The sequence below is a fragment of the Rhizobium phaseoli genome (assembly GCF_003985125.1).
Lineage (GTDB): Bacteria > Pseudomonadota > Alphaproteobacteria > Rhizobiales > Rhizobiaceae > Rhizobium > Rhizobium phaseoli.
This window is the reverse complement of sequence record NZ_ML133576.1, coordinates 136720-158596: the sequence shown is the minus strand read 5'-3', so window position 1 is coordinate 158596 and position 21877 is coordinate 136720. Positions and strand designations below refer to the sequence as shown.

Here is a 21877-nt window from a genome sequence, read left to right as displayed (position 1 = left end):
GAAACCTCGCAGCAGCGCGCCGCCGACCTGCCGCTCTGGCTCCACCGTTACAATTGGCATCGCCCGCACGGCAGCCTACAATCCAAACCGCCCGTCAGTAGACTCGGCCTGATCAAGGACAACCTGTTGAGGCTCCACATCTAGCGCGGGTTATTTGGAACCTGCGAAGGTCGGGGCAACATAGGCTGTGTTCTTTGCAGTTGTGTCGGCGCCCCTGATCGGAAAACCCATCAAACGCTCGTATTCCGCCTCCGGAATGCCGTAGGAGCCATGGGCCTTGAGGATGAGGCCATCGCGATCGACGACAATGACTTTCCCGCGCACGGACCTGATCAGCCGTTCGCCTTCCAGCACATGAAGTGCGCCCGTCACCCCGGATCGCCGCACGCCAAGCATGGCAGACATGTATTCGTGGGTAAGGTGCAGCACTTGGCTGTCCACTCGATCGTTCAACATGAGCAGCCACCGTGCCAGCCTCTGCTCTATCGAATATCGGCCATTGGCCAAAGCCGTATAGCTGATCTGGATTCCGAGCGATCTCGAAAACGACGATGAAAGCGATCGCAGCTGCGGCGCCCGGTGAGTCAGGCGAAGGAAGCTGTCGACGTCGATGCGCTGAGCCGTCCCTTCGATCTGCACCATCAGATTGTAGGGCGTCCGCCAATCCCCTTCCAGCAGGCCGGTGCCGGTCAAGCCTTCGCGGCCAATCAGACCGGCCTCCACCTGTGAGCCATCGAGAGACAAGGCGACCAGCGAAACGACGCCGGTTTCGATAAAGGAGACCGCGCTTATTTCTCCGAATTGCTGTTCGATGACTTCGCCTTGTGCCAGCCGGACCGGTTTCAGATGTGGCCGGATCACTTCACTTTCCCGATGGGAGAGTGCCGAGAGAATGTGATTCTTCTGACGGTCCGGTTTGTTTTCCGCCGGACCTCGGCAGTCGGAAAGGGCGCTATAAACCGCGTTCTTGTCCAGCGGCTTTTCCACGAAGATCCGGTCCGCAAAGCGGGGAGGAACAACGTCTCGGCTATAGCCGGTTGCGAAGAAGAAGGGGATTTTCCGCTTTGATAGCTCGTCGGCGACGGGAAATACCATCGTTCCCGCAAGGTTGATGTCCAGGATCGCAACGTCAATCCGGGGACCTTCCTCGATACATTTCAAGGCCTGCTCGACGTTGGGTGCGGGGCCGGCGACCGTGACGCCGATGTCGCCCAGCTTCGAGGCGAGATCGCTCGCCAGGACGTAGTCGTCCTCGACGACCAAGACAACCCTTCCCGCAGGTTTGTCAAAAGCCGTATTCATGCCGGTCAGTCTCCAGGTCACATCTATTTAAGGTGGAAACGCTCTCGTAGCCCAGCTGTTCCGAATAGCTGCTACGACCGGGTCGGAAATCGGAACGTTGACCGTTTCGATAATAGACCAGAATGGTGAAGGGGGCCTGAGCTTTCGTGCTAGCGGAAACTGCCGCCCGGAAGCTCTTCCTGCGCTCTAAAAGGTCAGTTGCACCTTGCAGGCGGCCATGCGATTGCCGGCAAGGATAAAGGCGGTTGCGGCTTCCTCAAGCGGCAGGCTGTGACTGATGATCGGTCTTACGTCGATTCTGCGGCTTGAGATCAGCTCGGCGGCGGCGGCGAATTCCTCGTGGAAACGCTGGGTGCCGTGGATATGGAGCTCCTTGCCGACGATGGCGTTGAGCGGGACCGGGATCTCGCCCGTCACACCGACCTGCACGACCGTGCCGCGCGGCTTGATGGCAGCAATGGCGCTGCGGATTGCGGGGGCAGCGGCCGAGCATTCGAAGACGAGATCGAAATAGCCCTTCCCCGTCTCGAATTCGGCAAGCGCTGCAGCCTCTCGAGACACATTGATCGTCCGGCTCGCGCCCATCGCCTCGGCTCTCTCCAGCGCCGCATCGGCCAGGTCGGTCGCGATGATCTCGGCCGCGTCATGATAGCGGGCGGCGGCAACCATCAGGCAGCCGATCGGGCCGGCGCCTGTGATGAGGACGCGCTTGCCCGAGATCTCTGCGGCACGCGATGCCGCGTGCAGGCAAACGGCCAAGGGCTCGCTGCAGGCCGCCTCCGCGGCCGTCGTCGCCGCTCCCATTTCGACGCACTGCTTGGCCGGCACGACCAGCCATTCCCGGAACATGCCCTGCTCATGCGGCAGGCGCATCGCGCTGCCCATGAAGCGCATGTCGAGGCAGTGGATCGGCAGGCCCTTCCCGCAATATTCGCATTGGCCGCAGGGCTGGCTCGGATTGACTGCGACCAGCGTCCCGGGTTTCAGCTCGACCCCTTCCCCTGCCCTCTCCACGGTTCCTGATGCCTCGTGACCCGGTATGATCGGCTCTCGCACCCTGACCGGGCCGAATCCACCATCCTGGTAATAATGCAGATCGGAGCCGCAAATGCCTGCGGCCGCCATTTTCAGAAGCACCTCGCCCGGACCGGGCGACGGAACGCTGTCGGTCTCGACCCTCAGATCGCCTTTCTGGTAGAGCCGTGCCAGACGCGTCTGCATCGCCCCCTCCTATCTCAACAGCCCGAGCTGCTGCGGCAGCCAGAGCGATACGGCTGGGATGAAGGTGATCAGGATCAATGCGAGGAAGAGCGGGACCAACCAGGGCAGGATCGCCATAGTGGTGCGTTCGACCGAGAGTTTCGCGACTCTGGACAGGACGAACAGCACCATGCCGAGCGGTGGATGCAACAGGCCGATCATGAGGTTCAGCGTCATGATCAGGCCGAACTGAACCGGATCGATCCCGAACTTCGCGACAATCGGCAGCAGGATCGGCACGAGGATGGTAATTGCGGCGATCGTATCGAGGAAGCAGCCGACGAAAAGCATCAGCAGGTTGACGAGGATCAGGAACACCCATTTGTTGTCGGTGATCGACAGGATCGCATCAGAAAGCAGCTGGGCGGCCTGGCTGACTGTCAAGAGCCATGCGAAGACCGAAGCCGCGGTAACAATGAAGAGAACGGACGCCGTCGTCTCGATCGTATCGAAGCTGGCCTTTGCGAGCGTCGAGAACGTCATGGTGCGGTAGCGCACCAGGCCGAGGAACAAGGACCAGAGCACGGCGGCGACGGCGGCTTCGGTCGGCGTGAACCAGCCCATGGTCATGCCGCCGATCAGGATGACCGGGGTCATCAGCGCCATGACGGCGGAAAAGCCGAAATACCAGTCGAGCGCCAGAAGCACGAGAAGGGCGATGCCGGCGGCGGCATTCATCGACAGGCCGGCCCGCATCATCAGATAGATCGCGACCGGTACCATCAGCACGACGACGATCTCCAATCCGGCCGACAGCAGCTGCCTGACGTCGAAGGGCGCGTCCGAGCCCCAGCGCTTGTAATAGGCAAAAGCGGCGACGGTGATCATCATCAGCAGCGTCATGACGATGCCGGGCAGGATGCCGGCCATGAACAGAGCGCCGATCGAGACGTTCGCCATCATGCCGTAGATGACGAAAGGCAGTGACGGCGGAAAGATCGGCCCGAGCGTGGCAGACGCCGCCGTCACCCCGACCGCCGCTTCGACCGGATAGCCGTGATCCTTCATCGCCTTGATCTCGATCGTGCCGATGCCGGCCGCATCGGCGAGCGCCGTACCCGACATGCCGGAGAAGATGACCGAGCCAATGATGTTGACCTGGGCCAGCCCGCCCTTCATCCAGCCGACCAATGCGACCGCGAAGGAATAGATACGGCCGGTCACACCCGCCGAGTTCATCAGATTGCCGGCCAGGATGAAGAAGGGCACGGCGAGCAGCGGGAAGCTTTCGACGCCGGCGATCATGCGCTGGGCGACAATGATGTCCGGCGCGATGCCGTAGAGCACGATGTAGAGCACGGATGCGACGGCCATCGAGATGGCGACAGGCACGCCGATCAACATCATCACCAAAAAGGAGCCAAGAAGCAGCAGCATTGGATCAACCCTCGACAGTCTGGAATTCTTCCGGGCGCTCCAGAACGGAGTAGCCGCGGCGCATGTTGGCGATGAAGACGATCACGGCGCGGATCAGCATCAGCACGAAAGCGATCAGCACCGAGTAGAAGACGATGTTGCGCGGCAGTTCGATGGTGACCATCTGCTCGTCGGCGACGATGCCGACATAACGCCACATCAGATAACAGCCGTAGGCGAAGAAGCCGATGCGGACGATATCGACAAAGGTAGCAAGCACGCGCGCCAGTCCCGCCGGCATATAGTGATAGAACACGTCGACCTGGATATGCCGCGAGGTGCGCACGCACATGACGGCGCCCAGAAAGACGACGCCGATGAGGCAGTTGATCGCGATTTCCTCGGTCCATGCGTAACTGTCGTTCAGCACATAACGCGTGAAGAACTGCAGGAAGACGCAGCCTGCCATCAGCCAGAAGACGATCAGCGTGATCCAGTCCTCGACGGCGTAATCCGAGACATTTGCGGTCGGCGCGTGATCTTCGAACTCGTGGCCGATTTCCTCGGCCGTGATAGGCGTGTGAATTTCTTGCGACATGATCGGCCTTGTTCCTGTTGGGGAAGGAGGGCGCGGCGCGGGCGGCGCGACCTTTGGTCTGTTGACGAGTCCTGTTCCTTACTGGGCGGCGCGGCCCCACGTTGCTGCTGCCTGTCTCCGGGGCTGCCCTCACCCTAGCCCTCTCCCCGTTCTGACGGGGAGAGGGGACGTGCCCTGCGAGAGGTAGGCGGGGGACGGAGAGGTTGCCGCTTGTCCCTTCTCCCCGTGGGCGGGGAGAAGGTGGCGGCAGCCGGATGAGGGGCCGGCAATGCCTCCGGCGGCTCTTACTGGATCGCCCGGATCGCTTCCCAATCGGCCTTCTCGTAGCCGAAATCCTCGAACTTGACCTTTTCCATCACCGTCTTTTCGAAGTCTGATTTGTCGACCTCGGTGACGTTGACGCCCTTTTCCTTGAAGGTCGCCACCAGGCTGTTCTCCTTGCCGGCGATGGTCTTGGTGGTCCGCTCGGCCGCCTGCTGCATCACTTCACCGAAGATCTTCTTGTCCTCGTCGGAAAGTTTCGCCCACAGCTGCTTGGAGATCACCGTATTGAGGTGATCGACGATATGGCCGGTGAGGATGATGTTCTTCTGAACCTCATAGAATTTCTTCGCCTCGATCGTCGTCAGCGGGTTTTCCTGCGCCTCGACCGTGCCGTTCTGCAGAGCGAGATAGACTTCGGCGAAGGCGATCGGCGTCGTGTTGGCGCCGCAGGCGCGCGGCATGGCGAGATAGGCCGGGACGTCGGGAACGCGGATCTTCAGGCCCTGCATATCGGCGCATTTGGCGATCGGCTTGTTCGAGGTCGTCTGGCGCGTGCCGTAATAGCTGACGGCGGCGATGTGGTTGCCGGTCTTGTCCTCATAACCCTTGGCGAGCCGCTTGAAGATATCGCTCTTGGTATAGGCGATCAGGTGGTCGGGGCTGCGGAATATATAGGGGAAGTAGGTGACGCCGATCGGCTTGTAGTCGCGCGCCGCAAAACTCGATCCTGATATGATGATGTCGACCGTGCCGAGCTTGAGACCCTGGTTGATATCGGCTTCCTTGCCGAGCTGCGATGCCGGATAGACCTCGATCTTGTAACGTCCGTCAGTGCGCTTGGCGATCTCTTCCGCGGCCCAGACGGAATCGGTATGGAAGGGCTCGGACGTTTCATAGACATGCGCCCATTTCAGTACGGTCTCAGCGTGGGCGATCGCGGTCGTCGCCATGATCGCGGCTGCGGTGCAAAGTATCGTTGCCAGTCTGCTCTTCATCGCTCTCTCCTCCGAGCTCGGTTAGGTCTTGTCCGTTCCTTTCGCGCGCCCCTTGTGGTCGCGCTTCTCCTCTCCCGAAAACTCCTCCCCGAAGCTCTCGGAAAACCTCTTCTGTGACATGGTAAGATGAGCCCGCATGGCGGCCTTCGCGCCGGCGGCATCGCCGGCGGCGATCGCATCGCGAATGGCCCGGTGCTCATCGAGAGCGCTGCGCCACGTCGTCGGTCCCTCGAAATGGCTGGCGAGCTTCGCGAAATACGGGGTCATGCGCATGTCGAACATTTCGCCCGTCACGCGGATCAAGGTCGCGTTGCCGACGATGGCGGCAATGCCGGTATGGAAGGCGCGGTCGGCAGCCAGCACCGTGCTCGCATCATTGACGCCGCCGCTCATGCGCATCAGCGCCTCGTCGAGGAGCGCGATGCCGTCCGGCCTGGCGCAGCCCGCGGCTTCCTCGGCAATGGCGCATTCGATGATGGCGCGCGCCTGCAGCAGTTCGAAAGGTCCCTCCACTGGCTCGCGGTCGCTTGCCGCGGCATTGGCGGCATGCTGGCGCACCACATAGATGCCCGATCCCATGCGGATGTTGACGAGGCCCTCGACCTCCAGGACGATCAGCGCCTCGCGAACCGTCGGGCGTGATACCGACAATTGCTCCGCCAGGTCGCGCTCGGCCGGCAGCCGCTGGCCGACGGCCAACTCGCCGCTCGCGATCATCAACCGAATCTGATCCGCCACCTGGCGATAAAGACGGCGGGATTCAACGGGCGAAAACATGCTGGCCTCCCTGGCGGCCTCTCCTCGTTGCTGGTCAACTGGCCTGACCAATTTCCTTAGAGGTACCACCCTGGCGGTTGTGCGTCAATCCGCCGCATAAACGCTTAACACGAGCGCCGGCGGCACCGGTGCGCGCCCAGGATCAGTTCCAGGTGACTGCGGGAACCTTTGGCTTTCATCCAGGGTTGGGTTGGCCTGATATGGGACGACGATGATGAATTATATCTGGCTTTTCGCAGTGGCGGGAGGAGCAACACTTTTGGGTGTTGCTCTGGCCTTTGGAATGATCAAGCAGGACGGCCGGCGTTCGATTGCTGCCATTGCCGGTGCCTTTATCGTTGCGGTCGGGGCTTTGGGCCTTGGCCTCTATGTGGCCACTGCGCCGACCGCACCCTTGCGCGCGTCGGACAGGGAGGGATCGCAGAACAGGCTTCCTGCGGCTGCAACGACGCCAAAGGATCTGCCCGGAAAGTGAAGGTGGCAGCTGCCGTGCCCGCAAATCGGCAGGAGGTACATATCATGACAGGCTTTGCAATCGTTCAGGAGCGCGCCTTCGCCGCAGCTCTCGAGGAGATGACGGATGACGAGCTTTTTAATCTGATGAGGGACCTGGAAATGCGTGGGGAGGCTCTGGACCGCCCCTCGCCGGCAGACGAAATCTTTGCAAAGCTCGTGCTCACCGAAAGCGCTATCGAAAGACGCTTCCCCGGCCAGATGCTGCGGCCCTACAAGGACTGGCTTCGCCGGCCGGAGCGATCAAAGCGGCGCGCCGATGCAAGGCAGCCTGCCGGTCACGCGAGCGCTGGCGGCCTTCACTAGGCGGAATCCCTCTTCGAGCGGGACGACTATAGGGATGCCCCTGCCGCTGCCTGAATAGATGGGATGCCCCCGGATTTGTAAGCCATTGGTGACGCTATACGAGCGATGGAGAAATTTCGACCCAGCGGGACTTTTGTACGCAAACGCACGCGAAAGGAAATCGCTGCAATAGGTGTTAATATGCGTAGCATTAAGGCTGGGAGTGCGCTGGCATGGATCGGTATCCCTTTCCAAGCGACGAGGCCGGGATCTACCGGCATATGATCGAGAGCGCGCTGGATTACGCTATCATTTCGATGGATCTCGACGGCACTGTGGCGACGTGGAGCGCTGGTGCGGAAAATCTTTTCGGCTATTGCGCGAACGAGGTCGTCGGGCAGAGCGGCGCCGTCATCTTTACCTTCGAGGATCAGCTTGCCGGAGCGGCGTTGAAGGAGATGAGGGTTGCTCTGGCGACCGGTCGCGCCGACGACAATCGATGGCACGTCAGAAAAGACGGCAGCATGTTCTGGGCCTCCGGACTGATGATGCCGCTGCGTAACGATGACGGCAAGATCTACGGCCTTATGAAAATCGTCCGTGACCGAACACGGGCGCTTCAGGACGATGAAGCGCTGCGTGCCAGCGAAGAACGGCTGCAGCTCATACTGGAAAGCGCGATCGACTATGCGATCTTTGCCTTCGACCGGGATGGCAGGGTCATCAGCTGGAATACCGGGGCCTGTCGCATCTTCGGCTATGAGGAGCGTGAAATCCTCGGTCGCGACGTGGGTACCCTGTTCCTGCCGACGGACCGCGAGGATGGGGCGCCGCAGCGTGAGATGAAGACGGCGCTGGAGCGTGGTCGCGCCGAAAATGAACGCTTTCACTTACGCAAGGACGGATCGACCTTCTGGGGCAGCGGACTGACCATGCCGCTTCGAGCCCGTCATCAGCGCGCCGGGTTTCTTAAAGTGCTCCGGGACGACACCGAGCGCCATTTCGCCGACGAGCACCAGGAGATCATGATGCGGGAGATGAGCCATCGCATCAAGAATAGCCTGGCGCTGGTTGCGGGCATGCTTGCCATGCAGGCTCGCTCGGCGAAACAGGCCGAGGTCGGTCAGGCGCTGCGTGATGCGGAGGCGCGTGTCGGCACGATTGCCCAGGTGCATGATCAATTGTGGCGCCAGCCGCATATCGAAACGGTTGATCTTGCGGATTTTCTGTCGAGCCTCTGCCAGCGCCTGGAGCAGTCGACGTCCCGTCATGCAGTTTCCGTTGATGTGGATTCATGCACGGTCGATGCGGATCGGGCAATCCAGATCGCCCTTCTTGTCAACGAACTGGTGACCAATGCCTTCAAGCACGCCTATTCCGACACATGTGGCACGGTTAGCGTAATTGCGCGCAGCACCGGCGATGAAATTTGCCTCGAGGTCGCCGACGCCGGCAAAGGCCTGCCTGCGGAATTTTCAGCTGACGAAAACGACGGAAAAAGCCTTGGAATGAAGGTCGTGCGAGCGCTGGTGCAGCAACTGCGGGCCGAACTCCAGGTCGAGGACCGTCGTCCGGGAACAAGTTTTGTCATTCGACTGCCGAGAAATATTTGAACGGTCACCTTCTCCGCTTTCCTGCACGGGCCACCGTCAGTTTTGTCAGAACCGTACAAAAGTTCGAACGCAGATGGCCATAGCGGCTGTTTTGGCGCATAAGCTGATCATTGCCGCGATGACGAAGGTATGAGCGCGGGGTCGCTCCCGCAGGAGACGGTCATGGCTACGCTCGATCGGCACAACACCCGCAATTTATTGTTGAAGGCCTTGCCTGTCGAAGCCAATCTGATCGTCTTCAATGCGCAGACGATCGAACTCCCGGTGAAGCACATCTTGGTCGATCGCCCGAACGAACATGTCTGTTTCATTGAGGATGGACTGGCCTCGATTGGCGTCCCCGAACGGGAATACCACCGCTTGATCGGACTGCCGATCCGTCGTGCTCCGAGATCCCTGAGCTAGATAAACAGAATGTCGCCGAAAGCGCCATGCGTTGTCATCCAACGCTAGTCAGCCATTTTAATCGTTTCGCTGAAAGCCACGACCAGCAGGAGCGCCCCCTGCTCGTCGCAAATGTGGATTTTCCGTCCAGAAATATCTTTCCCTGAGAGCACTGCCTGGCTCATCAAAGCCCTGGCGTCCTTCACGGCTTCACCCCTCGCATCCTCGATCGTCGCAAGTTCCGTGCCGTCGGGGTCGACGACAGTTGCTGCATTCGAAACGATGTTGAAATAATATCTTGGCATCCGCGGCCCCATCGTTGCCGAAGCAATGCCACAACTTGGGATAAGTTCCTCGGAAAAGGACCTGTTCACCAATCAAGCAAAAGAGCCCCTGTCTTACACCCGCTATCCCTCTCCGGGAAGCGGATCAATGGCAGATCCTCGCGGGTCCGGCCAGGTGCAGCATGGTCGCGCGCAACTGGAGAAGTTCTCCGATAATGTCATCCCAGCAATCTTCGTCGGCGCCGGCGATTAACCCGGTCGACGCGCGGATCGTGTGAAGGAGGCTGTCGAGCGCCGGACGCCGCTCGCCGCCGGGAGCGCTGTCGCAAAGATCCTGAAGTTCGTCGACGATGCGTCTAAGCACATTCTGCCGGTCAGGGAAGCTGAGACCGGCGATGGCAATGGACGCTTTGCGCTGGCTCTTATCCATCATGACACGCTAGGCGACCGGCTTTCGCAGCTGGAAGCGAACCCTCGCAACACGCATTCGCTGCACTCGGGACCTCCATGTGCATGTGTCGCATCAGGCCGCTGAGCTTTTGCCGGTTGCGGATGCCGCATTCGAACCAGGAGACAAGCTCCCGTGCAACGTGTTGCGCGTCCGGACTGCCGATCTCGCATGATTTTTCCTGACACCATTCCCTCAGCACAGCATGCAGCATGGCTATGTCATCGGGTTGCAGTGCCGGCTTCGTAATTCCCGAATGCTGGCTCATCCGCATTCCTCCCGGTTACGTAAGGCGATCCTAATCTTCGGGTTCTCGATTTCAACCACGAGTACGGAAGCGTACTGACCTCGGAATCGCCTTCGACTTGCCGCGCCGAAAGCCGTGGAACCAACGCCGTCCGATCAGGTTCGACGGGGACGACAAAGATGTCGCACGGCAGGCTTGGCTGTGTTACGCACGAGGAAGCGGATCGGCTGAGGTTTGAGTTCGCCATTGGAAAGCATGAGTGCCGTCGAACCAAGGCTAGTGTGGTCATCCCTCATGAAATCGCTCAGCCCCCTTGCCGGCAAAACTATTCTTATCATTGGTGAACCGGGCTTCCTTTCGGATGGCGCCAAACAGGCATTGATCGCCCGTCAGGCTTCGATCACCGGGCCCATCGTCGTCTCCACGGCGATGGATTGCTTGAGCGAGGGCCTCGAGTTCGAGGCGGCGATCATTGACGTCAGGATCTCCGACGAGGCTATGCTCTGGCTGAATGAATGGCTGGAGACACGAGGAATACCGTTCGTCTTTGCGCATGATCAGCGATCAAAAGCACCTGCCGGCGGCTTTATTCTCAGCGGCCGTCGCGCCGATATTGACGCGATGATCACAGCGTTGTTCGGGCCGGACCTCTCCTACTATCATTGAGGGTGTCTGCTTCCGTACAGTTCGGCGGGGAGAGTTGTATCGAGTATCATCGGGTCCCATTATCAGAGGCTACGATGGAAACATCGGCATCAGGAAAGATGCTATGCCCAACTGTCAGTCCATTCATCTGAAAGCCTTGGATTCAGCCGATCTCGGCCGATTGCAGGCGATCTTGAAGGTGATCAGCTGCGAAGCCGATGAACCGTTGCGCGGCCCGGCAATGCAAAGGATCGCGGTATTGTTGATCGGACTCTATCGTCACGGTGTAATGGACCACGATAAGCTGCTGTCAGTCGGCCGTCTGGCGCTGGCGCAGAAGGCGCCCGGCGTAGCTGCTGCGATCGTAACGGGCGCTCGCAGAACGAAAGGCGGAATGGCCGGATCGTAAAGTGGAATACGAGCCCGGCGGCGGCTGCATTGATGTCAACGCGCAAGCTGCCTGCCGATCAAACGCCGATATTCTTCCTCGGCCGCCCCATAGGAGCCGTGCGCCTCTTCGATCAGGCCCCGCCGATTGAGAATGACGATCTGCCGCCGCGTAGAGCGGATCAGACCCTTGCCTTCGAGCAGGTGCAACGCGACGGTGACGCCGGCGCGGCGTACACCAAGCATGACTGCGAGGAATTCATGGGTCAGCCCGATGGTCATGCCGTCGGTGCGGTCGTGAACCATCAGCAACCAACGCGCAAGCCGTTCCTCGAGTTTCGCGTGGCCATTGGCAAGAACCGTCGACGTCGTTTGCGCAAGCAGCGCCTGGACATAGGCGAGAAGAAGACCGCGCAGGGCCCGGCTTTCTTCCATCGCCGCCGAGAGGATACGCGCCGGCAATTTGAAACCGTGCCCGGAGACCTGCATGAACGTTCGATTGGCGGACTGATCGCCGCCGAGGATGACGGCGGCGCCGGTCATGCCTTCGCGGCCGACAATCCCTACCTCGATGTCGCGCCCGCCGGGGAACCGCGCCACGATCGAGGCAAGGCCGGATTCCATTATGTAGACGTCACTGACCGGCGTATCCTCCGTCTCCAGAATCTGGGGGACCTCAAGAGCAACAGGCTCCAGATGCGGCAGCAGAAGCTCACGCTCTTGCGGACCCATGGCGCGCAGCAGTTCATTGCGAAAATTCAATTGTTCGTCGTCCATATCCATCCACGCATCGATGATCATGCGATCGTCGTTGCGGGCGAACCTAACCATCTAGAATCATTGAGCAATGCACTGTGCAATAGCGTACAGAGGCAATCGCCGCCACCGCGTCGGTCCTGATCAGCCGTCAAGCGGTGCGAGCGTTCGCAAAATCCACTCCCGGACAAGGGCGTTTGCCTTGGCCGCCAGCTTCGTTGGGAGCCGATTGAAGCCGTGGGGGGCATCGGGAACGACGACACAGTCGGCGTTGCCGCTCTGCTCCTGCCACTGCCGCGCCATCGAAAGACTGTCGTCGACGATAGGATCGAGCGCGCCTGCAATGAGCAGGGCTGGGGGTAGTCCCGAGAGATCGGCAGACAAAGGCCCCTCGGCCTCCCGTCCCGAAAGGCTCCGCGTCAATCGCCGGAGGTTATGAAGCGCCGCCGGACCGTCGATGATGAGGCTCGTGCCTGTGGAGCGCCGGAGACTGTCCGATCCGGTCAAATCGAAGGCGCCGCAAACCGAAACAAATCCTGCGACGGCGCCAGCCCTGCCGCGCTCGCGCAGATGAAGAAGCGCTTCGGCGGCAAGATGCGCGCCGGACGATTCGCCGCCGATGATGATGCGCTCGACCTGAAGTTCGCCTAGATGCTCGACCACCCACTCGACCGCCGCCTTGCAGTCCTGCAGCGTAATGTCGAGGCGATCATCGATCGCGTTATGAAAGTCGACGCCTGCGACCATCATTCCGCATTCCGCCGCGATCGGGCGAGTGATGCCGTCATCGAGGCGGGCATTTCCCATGACCCACGCGCCGCCGTGGAAGTGAACGTAAAGGCCACGGCGAGAGCCTGCCGGGAATAGCAGCCTCAGACGGAGCCGCCTGCCATCGATGAGGATGGTGCGGCAGGCGACTTCGCCACGGCCGATCAATCCGTCGGAAAGCAGGAACTGTGCTGTGCGCACCGCGGCCTGCACGGTCTTGGCGTTCCAGCGACGGTTGGTGTGATATCGGGGAAGAAGCCTGAGCAGAGCATTGAGCCTGCGCGAGCGGCCGCTTTCTCGACGGGTCACCGGCAGCAGGCACAAACCCGGTGCCGTTGCTGGCGCAGCCTTCTTCACTTCGAGGCCAACCCCTGAATTCTGGTGAGATGCATTCTGAGGTCCGGCAAAATCTTCTGCGCTGCGCGCTTCAGCGCGCCGTCCGGGCCCTTTTGCGCGTAATCGGCAAAAAGCGTGACAGCCTCCTCGTGCGCCGTCACCTGCGTCGAAAGATAAGCCTGGTCGAGGATTGACGCGTCGCTTTGCCGAAGCGCTTCAAGCTTCTTGCTGTGCTCGTCGTCGATCGCGGTGGGCAGCGCAATTCCGTCCTCCCTGGCTGCGTCGGCAAGCATCGATCCCGCGCGGCCATGATCCTTCAGCATGTCGTCGGCAAACCCTCTGGCGTCCTGAGCCTTGCCTTTGGCAGTTTCGATCTTTGCTGCCTCCACTTCGAACATGTTCGAAGTGGCGGCGCTGGTGACAAAAACGGTCGCTTTGCTGCGAGCGGCATCGTCGGCAGCCAAGCCGGGTGCGGCCGTCAACAAGAGAAGGCAAAGCTTGGATATCAGCCGCATGATTGTTCTCCTCGTCCTTGATCCACCGACGTCGCGATTGCGAACGCAACCCAACAATCGGATGCGGGGACGGTTCCGGACGTTGATGGCATCCGGCGCTTGAATCTTCTTCGGAACCAGGAGCAGCCCCTGCAGTTAGACCGGCGCGAAAAAGGAGCACTGATATGGCAGAGAGCGAAATTCGCGATGTTTTCGTCGCAGGCTTGAGAAATGCGCACGCCATGGAAAACCAGGCGCTAAGCATCATGAAACCGCAATTGAAACGGATCGAGAACTATCCTGAAGTCGCTGAAAAGCTCGATCGGCATATTCGCGAAACCGACGGGCAGATCGTGCGGCTGGAAGAGATCCTCGATGGATTGGACGAGGACAAGTCGACCCTGAAGGATATGGTGCTTTCCTTCACCGGGTCCGCGGCTGCGCTCGGCCATGCGGTTGCCGGCGACGAAATTCTGAAGAATGCCTTTGCCAATTTCGCCTTCGAGAATTACGAAGCTGCCGCTTATAAATCGTTGTTGGCGATTGCCGAGGCGGGCGGATACGGGACGGCGACGACGGGTCTTCAGGCAAATTTGAGCGAGGAGCTGGCGATGGCGGAATGGATCAATGGCAATCTGGTCGCCCTCACGACAAAGTTCCTGTCGCTGCGCCAGTCGGGTGAAACGGCCAAAGTGTAGGTCTTGGCCGTCAGCGGCTCACCGGTCGCCAGAGCGGAACCAATCACGCTCAAGCAAGTTGAAATGACGAAATCGGCCAATGACGGCGCCACGCTGCCTGCAGATCCCGCACTCGTAGGAGGGCGATATGGCAGAAACGACGATGCAGCCTAGAGAGAATTGCTTGCTCGGCCTCTTGCCGAAAGCGGAGTATGAAGCGGTTGCCGCCCATCTCGAACCCTGCGCCACACCCCGCGGTTACGTTATCGTCCCGGCAGACGCCGCGATCGAGCATGCCTATTTCCCATGCTCGGGCGTAGGCTCGGTCATCAATATCTCGCCTGAGGGCAATCGCGTCGAAGCGGGGCTGTTCGGCCGCGACGGCTTTGCACCGGTGGCGGCGGCAATTGGTGCAAGCATCAGCGTCCCTCAGGTCGCCGTCCAGGTGCCGGGTTTCGCATATCGCCTGAGGCAAAGCGCATTGCTGGATCTGATGGAAACGCAGCCGTTCTTCGCCGCCCTCCTCCACAAGGCCGCTCATGTTCTGGCAACGCAGGCCGGCTTCACCGCACTCTCCAACGCCGTCCATGAGATCGATGAGCGGTTGGCCCGCTGGATATTGATGTGCCACGACAGGATCGACGGCAACGAACTCGCGCTGACGCATGAGTTCATCGCCTTGATGCTGGCGGCGCGGCGGCCGAGTGTCACCACCGCCCTGCATCTGCTCGAAGGTTATCGGTTCATCCGCTCCGTCCGAGGCATGGTGATCGTCAGGAATCGCGCCGGCCTGGAGGACTTCGCCGCCGACGCCTATGGCAAGGCGGAGGACGAATATGAGCGGCTGATCGGGCCTCTCAGAAAACCGAAGCGCGGCCTTATCGACGTACCTATCCCGCGCCCCGTCTGAGCAAGCGGGTCGAAGCTCTGTCGATGACTTATATTCCCGCATACCATTCGTAGCCGCGATCTTCCCAGAATCCGCCATTGCCGCCGTAAAGCTGACCGAGATCGGCGACGGCCTCGATGCGGGTCAGATATTTCGCCTGCTTGTATCCGAGCTGCCGCTCGACCCTCAGCCGCAGCGGCGCTCCATGCGCCACTTCCAGGTCGCGGCCATTCATCGAATAGGCAAGGATCGTCTGCGGATGGAAGGCGTCAACGAGATCGACGCTCTCATAGTACCAACCGCTGCCATCAAGCGTCTTTTCGTATTCGTCGGCGCAATGGAACACGATGTAGCGCGCCTCCGGCTTCAGCCCGACCGACTGCAGCAGGGCGCCAAGCGGCAGGCCCGTCCATTTGCCGATCGCGCTCCAGCCTTCGACGCAATCGTGCCGGGTGATCTGCGTGCGCGACGGCATCGCCTTCAGCTGCGCGAGCGAGAGCTGCGACGGCTTTTCGACAAGCCCGCCGACGTCGAGCCTCCAGGTCGAGAACTGCCGGCTCATCCAGTCGAGATATTGCGGGTTATCGGGCATGCTGGTGCCGTTCGAGCGGAAAATCGGCGACAGATCGGCCTCGGTGAACTCACGGGCGAGCGCGGCGTCACCAAGCAGGAAGCGCTGCGTTTTCATGCTGAAGCGCTCGGCGATCTTCAGCACCGATTTCGTCCGGTCGCTTTCGACCAAAGCGTCGCAGCCGCTGAGACCCATTGCAGAGGCGGTGAGGGCCGAGCCGACCAGGAAGCGGCGGCGGGTGATCAGACGGCTCATCATTTCTCTCCCTGTTCGATGGCGTAGTAGCCGGTGATCATCGAACGCAGATTGTTGAACACACCCGACAGGACCACCATGACGATATGCACGATGACGAAGGCGACGAGCGAGAAAGCCGTGAGGAAGTGCAAGGTGCGGGCCGATTGCCGTCCGCCGAAGACATCGAGCAGCCAGGGCGCAACGGCATTAAACCCCGGCGACATGGTGAGACCTGTCGCAATCATCAGCGGCAACAACAGGAAGATCACCACGAGATAGGTCAATTTCTGCAGCGTGTTGTAGTGCCGTGCCTCGGGCCCCTTCGGAAAGCGCAACCGGGCGTGGTTGACGACCTCTTGGCCGAGATGGGTAAGCGCCAGTTCACTGCGGGCGGGCGCCAGATCCCGCCGGAAATGCCGGCTGATCAGCCCATAGGCCAGGTAGGCAAGGCCGTTGACGACGAAGAGCCAGGCAAAGAAGAAATGCCAGCGCCGACCGCTCGACAGATCCTGATAGCTCGGAAGCGTCAACCAGCTTGGAAAACCTCTAGCCGTCGCCTCGCCTTCAGCCGTTGAGAGGCCAAGAAAGCCCGTCGTGTTGAAAGTAAACGAGCCGATATGCGTCAGCCCCTTCACCCGGGCACCATCTTCGACGGCTTCCATCGCGATGAAGGAGGGGTCGTTGTCGGCGCCGTACTGGCCCCAATAGAGCGCCGGATGCGCGTTGAATATCTGCAAGCCGCTGAACAGCAGCACGGTGAGGCAAAGCACGTTCACCCAATGCGACAGGCGCACGACAAGGCTGTGGCGGTATATAAGCATGCGGCCGGTTTTCGCGCCGGCATCGATCGTCGCCATGATCGTTCTCCGAAGGTCGGACGTTTCGAGAGGAGGAGACGCGGCCGCAGCGGATAGAGTTTCAGCGGCCGCGCAGATTGCTATTTCATCGCGTCGCAGCTCTTCATCATGTCGGCCTTTTTCATCGCGTCCTTTTCCATGCCGGCCTTATGCATGCAGTCGGTCTTGGTGCCCGACATCTTCATCGCATCCTTCGACATCGCGCTGCTTTGCATCGCATCCTTTTTCATCGTGTCCTTCTTCATCGTGCCGGACTTCATGGCGTCCTCCGCCGAGGCGGCGCCGGCAAGCGAAAGACCGAGGATGAAGGTGCAAGCTGCGAAACGGGGAAAAAGCTTGGTCATGGAACTCTCCTGAAAGGATTTTCGTGTCCACCGGCGACTTGCCGATGGCTCACATCCGGTTATTCGAGGGAGTGTCGGCATGCGTTACAGGCTCACGCGCATGTGATAGAGCTGTGATGACAAAATTGTTTTGATCTTTCCTGTAACCGGTTGGCCGTTTCTGCGAATGAATTCCGTGACAGCATGACAACCGCCCATTCGGAAGAAGCCCTGAAAGCATTGATGCTTCTGTCCCTCGATGGGGACGAGGCAGCCTATCGGCGTTTGCTGACCGCCTTGCGCGTGTTGCTTGTCGGCTATTACGGCCGCAGAATGGCGGCGGCGACGAAAGCGGATATGGAAGACCTGGTCCAGGAGACATTGCTGGCGCTGCATTCCCGTCGGTCCACATATGACCGTGAAAGACCGTTCACCGCCTGGTTCTTCTCGATCGCCCGCTACAAGCTGATCGACCATCATCGCGGCCGCGGCGGACGCAGGCTGGCTGAGACCGAACTTGGCGAGGAGATCGAGAGCGGGTTCAGCGAGGATACGCTGACGGCCCGCATGGATGTCGAGCGATTGCTTGACGGGCTGCCGCCGCGGCAGCAGGAACTGATCCGGCAGGTGAAGCTTGAGGGCCAGTCGGTCGCCGATACCGCAACCCGCACAGGCCAGTCTGAATCGGCGGTGAAAGTCGGTATCCATCGTGCGCTGAAGGCGCTCGGGGAGAGATTGCGAGGCGTATCGTGACAAAGACGGATGACATCATCGAACGCTTGGCAAGCGATCTGAAGGCCGTCCCGCGCCAAGCACTGCGGCGCCGCTTCGCGCTCGGCATAGTCCCTGCCCTCTCGGTCTCCCTGCTGCTGATGCTGATCGGTCTCGGCCTCAGGATCGATATGCCCGACGTGTTGATGCTGCCGGTTTTCTGGATCAAGTCGGCCTACAATGCCCTCATTGCCATGGCGGGCATCGTCGCCGTTTATCGGCTTTCCCGCCCTGATGGTTCCGAGGGCGGCTTTTTTGGTTTGCTTGCCTTGATCTTCGCTGCCATGGCGGCGGTCGCAGCCACCCAGCTCATGATGGCTCCGGTTGAAACCTATCCGGTCCTGATTCTCGGCTCCTCGGCGCTCCACTGCCCGCTCTTGATCTTCGGTTTCGCGCTACCCGTTTATGCCGGTATTGTCTGGGCACTACGGCGGGCAGCGCCCTCGGATCTGCAGTTGACGGGCTTCGTCGCCGGCATTGCCGCGGGAGCGGCCGGCGCCTGGGTTTATTCCTGGTTCTGCACCGAAAACGGCATGCCTTTCGTGCTGATCTGGTACACGCTCGGTATCCTGATCACGGGCGTTCTCGGCGCCCTTACCGGGCCTCGCCTGCTCCGCTGGTGAAGCCCTTGTCACCCTGTTGACTGGAACATTCCGCCTTTCGGCTGGTTCGAGAGCCGAAGGAGAGGAAGATGAACCACGAATCGGATCGTCGCGCTTTCGCAATCTATATCGGGGCTATCGTTTTGGTCGGACTACTGATCGTGCTCGGCGCCACACTTTCCTGGAACGCTAACGGCATAAGCGATCACGGCACACAGTTTTCGAGGGAAGCCAAGCCGTGATGAAACGGCCCAAAGACGACCCGGCCCCGGTGGATGGGCTGAGCGCCGAGCAGCAGCGGAACGGGCTGAAAGCCTTATGGTTGGCCGTCGCCCTGTTCGCCACAACGATCGCCATCGCTTTTCTGCTCTACGTCTCGATCCTCGTCTACGCTGTGATGCAGAGGATGTGAGCGGTCGCGGTAATGTGCCGCCTCTATTTCTCTCTGCGGCGCGCGCTCAGCCGGAGCCGGATGGCGAAGTGATCGAGCGTGCCGGGCAGGTTGTCCACGGGCAACACGGGGTCGATCAGCGCAAGATCGCTCTCCGATAACACCGTGCCCACAGCAAGGCTTGCGATCGTCGGCACGAGATTATGTGCTGGGCAAATGACGGGACCGGCGCTGAAGGGCACGAGCCCGGCGTCCGGCAAAGCATCATTCTCTCCCCAGATGCTCGGTTCCATCCGATTGGCATAGAGAAGCGCGGGGTTTCTATGGAAGAAGGGGGCAAAGATGACGACGCCCGCGCCGCTCGGGACGATCCTGTCGGCGGATCTGATCTCTGTGGTCACTTGCCTGAGGATGGCGGGCGTAGTCGGCCAGAGCCGCAAGGCCTCGAGCAGGCAACTGCGCGTAAACGGACGATCAAGATGCCCGCCCATCGCCTCTTCCACGGCTGGGGCCCAATAGCTCGCATGGCTGGCGAGCAGGGCCAGCGTCCTCATGACGGCAGTGCCGGCAGCATCGAAGGCGAACAGCCACTGAGCCACCTGGTCTTCCCAAGCGATCTGGTCGCTTGTCGGAAGACGGCCGACCAGGCTGTGCTTGTCTGGCTCGCCAAGATAGCCAGCGAGTTGCTGATGGAATAACGCAAGCTTGCGCCGGTCGACCCGAGCGGTAAACGGCCAGTTTGCCCGTTCTCGCAGTTCGTTTAAGGTTTCGGTCAAGGTCACGTCGTTGCGCGCGCGCTCGCCAAGGACAACTCGCCGGACCACTCGCAACCAAGCTTGCGAAAAACCCAGCCAGTCGAGCTCATTCGGCCGGTTGGATCCGATGCCGCTGATTAGTTGCAGGAATTCGGTGTCGACGATACGCTTGAAATGAATCGAATATGGATGGAGCCGGTCTGCGGTCGCCAGAGCGTGTTCATGCGCCGGCCGAAGCTCGGCCCGCCGAGCGGTCGATGAAATCAGGACATTTTCCGGTTCGAAGTGCGCAAGGGCCGCATGCTTTTCCGCAGTTGCCGCGGCGAAAGGCTCGGGCGAGGATCGGAGCACGGTGGCAAGGTCTGCCGGATCCAGGATGAGGAGCTGTGGTCGGAATGGGATAGGCAGCAGAAGAGGTGACGGACCGTATTTGTCCTTCAGCCGCTGCATCTCTTTCACAGCCCTTATATGAAGGCTCTGCCGCTCCGCCAGACGCTCCATTGTCTGGCGGCGGATGATGGTGCCCTTGGCAACCGTCGGGACTATGACCCTCGTCATCACCCGAAGCGTATCGATCCACCCGGCGCGGTTCACTCTGGGAAAGATGGCGTGGCTTCGTGCGTTCATGGTATTCAATCGGCGGCAGCAGGCCCTCCGCAGCGGATGGTCTGAAGTGATCCTATCGGCTGGGTTGGAACCAGCACCACGGCCGTTTTGTTCCGCCTCACAGGCCAAAGCCGGCGAAACAGCGCTCAGTCGACCAAGTTGTTTCCGAGCATCGCCACCAGGGATTCGCGGGCACGACTGACACGGCTTTTCAAGGTGCCGATCCGGCACCCGCACATTCTGGCGGCATCTTCATAGCTCGTTCCGGCGGCTACCAATGTCAGCGCGCGACGCCGGTCCTCGGATAGAAGCGTCAACGCCCGCTGAAGCTCATGTTCCCGCAGCACCCACTCCTGGGTCGGCGCAATTGCGACCTGCTCCATCGCGGCGTCCATTCCCGACGGCTCGCGCTTCTTGCGGCGATAATTAGTGCAGAACGTATTTCGGAGAATGGTGAAAAGCCAGGATTTAAGTGAGGTGCCGGGCTGATAGAGATGGAGCGAGTTCAGTGCTTTGAGCAATGTTTCCTGCACAAGATCATCGATGTCGTCCTCGCTACGCAGAAACCGTCGGGCAAAGGCGCGCAATGCCGGTGTCAGTTCGACGATCTCCAGCTCGATTGCGGACTTTTCTTTACATTGCGACGCGGAGCGTCCTGGGGACAAGGAAGTCATTTTTTTCTCCCGGAATGTGAAGGAAAGTCGCTGACTGCCTATTCGTTGCCGTACGATACCGGACAGACGCCGAGGGCGGCGGGCAACTCCCGCCGGCCGAATGGAACCACCACCTCTTGCAATCGTTCGGTCATCGCCGCCCGATGCTGTCGGGCCGGCCTCTTCCTTGGCCGGATAGAGATGACGCCTCCGGCCGCGGAGGCGTCATATCTCCAATCGGAACATCCGACCGATGCGAGAGTTGTTTGTCGTCATGCACGCCATAGGAGGACCAACATGGCAACCGAGAAGACTTTGAATGATCTGTTTCTCGATACTCTCAAGGACATCTACTATGCGGAAAAGCAGATCCTGAAGGCTTTGCCGAAGATGGCCCGTGCCGCGCAATCGGAAGAGGGCAAGGCAGGGTTTCTGCAGCATCGCGACGAGACCCAGGCCCAGGTTGAGCGTCTCGAACAGGTTTTCGAAATGATCGGCAAGCCGGCCCGCGGCAAGACCTGCGAAGCCATTCAGGGCATCATCGCCGAGGCCGAAGAAATCATGGATGAGTTCAAGGGCACGCCCGCGCTCGATGCCGGCCTGATCTCATCGGCGCAGGCCGTCGAGCATTATGAAATCGCCCGCTATGGGACGCTGATCGCATGGGCAAAGCAGCTTGGTCTCAGGGATGCCGTGCCGCTGCTGCAGGCGACGCTCGCCGAAGAAGAAGCAACCGACAAGAAGCTCTCACGGATCGCCGAGTCTTCGGCCAATGTGAAAGGCAAAGGCAAGGCGGCCTGAGCTCGTCCATTCAGCAACGGCCGCCTTCCCGG

At 60.5% G+C, this 21877-nt stretch carries 31 protein-coding genes; 14 read left to right on the top strand and 17 right to left on the bottom strand.

Features of this window, described 5'->3' with window-relative positions; translation table 11 throughout:
• Positions 1–144: integrase core domain-containing protein (locus tag EFD56_RS20360; protein WP_164736847.1), on the top strand; the 144-nt coding region annotated here is incomplete at its 5' end.
• Positions 145–150: 6 nt separating this feature from the next.
• On the opposite strand, the gene EFD56_RS20355 is transcribed toward EFD56_RS20360, so the two are convergent.
• The 6 genes from EFD56_RS20355 to EFD56_RS20325 form a co-directional block, all read right to left on the bottom strand.
• A complete protein-coding gene (locus EFD56_RS20355; protein WP_126906069.1) occupies positions 151–1302 on the bottom strand; it encodes a helix-turn-helix domain-containing protein in 1152 nt (383 codons plus the stop codon).
• 186 nt (positions 1303–1488) lie between these two features.
• Complete coding sequence (locus tag EFD56_RS20350; protein ID WP_126906068.1) at positions 1489–2523, bottom strand: L-idonate 5-dehydrogenase; 1035 nt, start codon at positions 2521–2523, stop codon at positions 1489–1491.
• 9 nt (positions 2524–2532) lie between these two features.
• Positions 2533–3939 carry a TRAP transporter large permease gene (locus tag EFD56_RS20345; RefSeq protein WP_004674026.1) on the bottom strand — a complete coding sequence of 469 codons (1407 nt, stop codon included), beginning with the start codon at positions 3937–3939 and terminating at the stop codon, positions 2533–2535.
• Between the two features lie 4 nt (positions 3940–3943).
• On the bottom strand, positions 3944–4516 hold the full coding sequence (locus EFD56_RS20340; protein ID WP_064820089.1) for a TRAP transporter small permease: 573 nt from the start codon (positions 4514–4516) through the stop codon (positions 3944–3946).
• A gap of 284 nt (positions 4517–4800) precedes the next feature.
• Positions 4801–5775: a sialic acid TRAP transporter substrate-binding protein SiaP gene (locus tag EFD56_RS20330; protein WP_012489647.1), complete on the bottom strand. Its 975-nt coding sequence runs from the start codon at positions 5773–5775 to the stop codon at positions 4801–4803.
• Between the two features lie 21 nt (positions 5776–5796).
• Positions 5797–6552 carry a FadR/GntR family transcriptional regulator gene (locus EFD56_RS20325; RefSeq protein ID WP_126906067.1) on the bottom strand — a complete coding sequence of 252 codons (756 nt, stop codon included), beginning with the start codon at positions 6550–6552 and terminating at the stop codon, positions 5797–5799.
• Positions 6553–6766: 214 nt separating this feature from the next.
• Between EFD56_RS20325 and EFD56_RS20320 the strand changes: the two genes are divergently transcribed.
• The 4 genes from EFD56_RS20320 (at position 6767) to EFD56_RS20305 (ending at position 9368) form a co-directional block, all read left to right on the top strand.
• A complete protein-coding gene (locus tag EFD56_RS20320; protein ID WP_064824287.1) occupies positions 6767–7027 on the top strand; it encodes a hypothetical protein in 261 nt (86 codons plus the stop codon).
• A gap of 44 nt (positions 7028–7071) precedes the next feature.
• The gene (locus EFD56_RS20315; protein WP_089152681.1) at positions 7072–7371 is read left to right on the top strand and encodes a hypothetical protein; all 300 of its coding nucleotides are present in this window, start codon (positions 7072–7074) and stop codon (positions 7369–7371) included.
• A gap of 212 nt (positions 7372–7583) precedes the next feature.
• Positions 7584–8963 carry a sensor histidine kinase gene (locus tag EFD56_RS20310; RefSeq protein WP_004671206.1) on the top strand — a complete coding sequence of 460 codons (1380 nt, stop codon included), beginning with the start codon at positions 7584–7586 and terminating at the stop codon, positions 8961–8963.
• A 162-nt stretch (positions 8964–9125) separates the two neighbouring features.
• Positions 9126–9368, top strand: coding sequence for a hypothetical protein (locus EFD56_RS20305; protein ID WP_183817966.1), 243 nt, complete (start codon positions 9126–9128; stop codon positions 9366–9368).
• A 44-nt stretch (positions 9369–9412) separates the two neighbouring features.
• Here EFD56_RS20305 and EFD56_RS20300 read toward each other — a convergent pair whose 3' ends face one another.
• The 3 genes from EFD56_RS20300 to EFD56_RS33205 form a co-directional block, all read right to left on the bottom strand.
• On the bottom strand, positions 9413–9652 hold the full coding sequence (locus tag EFD56_RS20300; RefSeq protein WP_037113788.1) for a DUF6894 family protein: 240 nt from the start codon (positions 9650–9652) through the stop codon (positions 9413–9415).
• Positions 9653–9776: 124 nt separating this feature from the next.
• The gene (locus tag EFD56_RS20295; protein ID WP_010001379.1) at positions 9777–10064 is read right to left on the bottom strand and encodes a hypothetical protein; all 288 of its coding nucleotides are present in this window, start codon (positions 10062–10064) and stop codon (positions 9777–9779) included.
• Entirely contained in the window at positions 10054–10347 is a 294-nt protein-coding gene (locus EFD56_RS33205) for a hypothetical protein (RefSeq protein ID WP_085744408.1), read from the bottom strand. The genes EFD56_RS20295 and EFD56_RS33205 overlap by 11 nt, the downstream gene beginning before the upstream one ends.
• Positions 10348–10620: 273 nt before the next feature.
• Here EFD56_RS33205 and EFD56_RS20285 point away from each other — a divergent pair, with 273 nt between their 5' ends.
• Positions 10621–10992: a hypothetical protein gene (locus tag EFD56_RS20285; protein ID WP_037113777.1), complete on the top strand. Its 372-nt coding sequence runs from the start codon at positions 10621–10623 to the stop codon at positions 10990–10992.
• A gap of 172 nt (positions 10993–11164) precedes the next feature.
• A complete protein-coding gene (locus EFD56_RS20280) occupies positions 11165–11380 on the top strand; it encodes a hypothetical protein (RefSeq protein ID WP_245440615.1) in 216 nt (71 codons plus the stop codon).
• A 35-nt stretch (positions 11381–11415) separates the two neighbouring features.
• Here the strand turns inward: EFD56_RS20280 and EFD56_RS20275 are convergent, their stop codons facing one another.
• From EFD56_RS20275 to EFD56_RS20265, 3 genes are all read right to left on the bottom strand, one after another.
• Positions 11416–12135, bottom strand: coding sequence for a Crp/Fnr family transcriptional regulator (locus EFD56_RS20275; RefSeq protein ID WP_029531723.1), 720 nt, complete (start codon positions 12133–12135; stop codon positions 11416–11418).
• Positions 12136–12258: 123 nt separating this feature from the next.
• Positions 12259–13239 (bottom strand): alpha/beta hydrolase, encoded by a 981-nt coding sequence (locus EFD56_RS20270; RefSeq protein WP_245440614.1) that lies wholly within the window; start codon positions 13237–13239, stop codon positions 12259–12261.
• Positions 13236–13733, bottom strand: a complete 498-nt coding sequence (locus tag EFD56_RS20265) for a DUF4142 domain-containing protein (protein WP_010009607.1) — start codon at positions 13731–13733, stop codon at positions 13236–13238. Before EFD56_RS20265 ends, EFD56_RS20270 begins: the two co-directional genes overlap by 4 nt.
• Before the next feature lie 164 nt (positions 13734–13897).
• Between EFD56_RS20265 and EFD56_RS20260 the strand changes: the two genes are divergently transcribed.
• Both EFD56_RS20260 and EFD56_RS20255 read left to right on the top strand, forming a co-directional pair.
• Positions 13898–14410 (top strand): YciE/YciF ferroxidase family protein, encoded by a 513-nt coding sequence (locus EFD56_RS20260; protein WP_004671185.1) that lies wholly within the window; start codon positions 13898–13900, stop codon positions 14408–14410.
• A gap of 127 nt (positions 14411–14537) precedes the next feature.
• Entirely contained in the window at positions 14538–15299 is a 762-nt protein-coding gene (locus tag EFD56_RS20255) for a Crp/Fnr family transcriptional regulator (RefSeq protein ID WP_126906066.1), read from the top strand.
• Between the two features lie 28 nt (positions 15300–15327).
• On the opposite strand, the gene EFD56_RS20245 is transcribed toward EFD56_RS20255, so the two are convergent.
• The 3 genes from EFD56_RS20245 to EFD56_RS20235 form a co-directional block, all read right to left on the bottom strand.
• A complete protein-coding gene (locus tag EFD56_RS20245) occupies positions 15328–16104 on the bottom strand; it encodes a molybdopterin-binding protein (protein WP_164736846.1) in 777 nt (258 codons plus the stop codon).
• Positions 16104–16943 carry a cytochrome b/b6 domain-containing protein gene (locus EFD56_RS20240; protein WP_037139073.1) on the bottom strand — a complete coding sequence of 280 codons (840 nt, stop codon included), beginning with the start codon at positions 16941–16943 and terminating at the stop codon, positions 16104–16106. The genes EFD56_RS20245 and EFD56_RS20240 overlap by 1 nt, the downstream gene beginning before the upstream one ends.
• A gap of 80 nt (positions 16944–17023) precedes the next feature.
• The gene (locus EFD56_RS20235) at positions 17024–17287 is read right to left on the bottom strand and encodes a pentapeptide MXKDX repeat protein (protein ID WP_126906065.1); all 264 of its coding nucleotides are present in this window, start codon (positions 17285–17287) and stop codon (positions 17024–17026) included.
• Positions 17288–17470: 183 nt separating this feature from the next.
• Between EFD56_RS20235 and EFD56_RS20230 the strand changes: the two genes are divergently transcribed.
• From EFD56_RS20230 to EFD56_RS32685, 4 genes are all read left to right on the top strand, one after another.
• Positions 17471–18019, top strand: coding sequence for a sigma-70 family RNA polymerase sigma factor (locus EFD56_RS20230; RefSeq protein ID WP_037139068.1), 549 nt, complete (start codon positions 17471–17473; stop codon positions 18017–18019).
• Positions 18016–18660 (top strand): NrsF family protein, encoded by a 645-nt coding sequence (locus EFD56_RS20225; protein WP_085744410.1) that lies wholly within the window; start codon positions 18016–18018, stop codon positions 18658–18660. The genes EFD56_RS20230 and EFD56_RS20225 overlap by 4 nt, the downstream gene beginning before the upstream one ends.
• Positions 18661–18728: 68 nt before the next feature.
• Complete coding sequence (locus EFD56_RS32690) at positions 18729–18881, top strand: hypothetical protein (protein ID WP_004671170.1); 153 nt, start codon at positions 18729–18731, stop codon at positions 18879–18881.
• Positions 18881–19051, top strand: coding sequence for a hypothetical protein (locus tag EFD56_RS32685; protein ID WP_164736845.1), 171 nt, complete (start codon positions 18881–18883; stop codon positions 19049–19051). The genes EFD56_RS32690 and EFD56_RS32685 overlap by 1 nt, the downstream gene beginning before the upstream one ends.
• A gap of 23 nt (positions 19052–19074) precedes the next feature.
• Here the strand turns inward: EFD56_RS32685 and EFD56_RS20220 are convergent, their stop codons facing one another.
• Both EFD56_RS20220 and EFD56_RS20215 read right to left on the bottom strand, forming a co-directional pair.
• Positions 19075–20412, bottom strand: coding sequence for a cytochrome P450 (locus EFD56_RS20220; protein ID WP_126906064.1), 1338 nt, complete (start codon positions 20410–20412; stop codon positions 19075–19077).
• A gap of 125 nt (positions 20413–20537) precedes the next feature.
• The gene (locus EFD56_RS20215) at positions 20538–21065 is read right to left on the bottom strand and encodes a sigma-70 family RNA polymerase sigma factor (protein ID WP_004671163.1); all 528 of its coding nucleotides are present in this window, start codon (positions 21063–21065) and stop codon (positions 20538–20540) included.
• Positions 21066–21341: 276 nt separating this feature from the next.
• On the opposite strand from EFD56_RS20215, the gene EFD56_RS20210 reads away from it, so the two are divergent.
• A complete protein-coding gene (locus EFD56_RS20210) occupies positions 21342–21845 on the top strand; it encodes a YciE/YciF ferroxidase family protein (protein WP_010007583.1) in 504 nt (167 codons plus the stop codon).
• Positions 21846–21877: the final 32 nt, after the last annotated feature.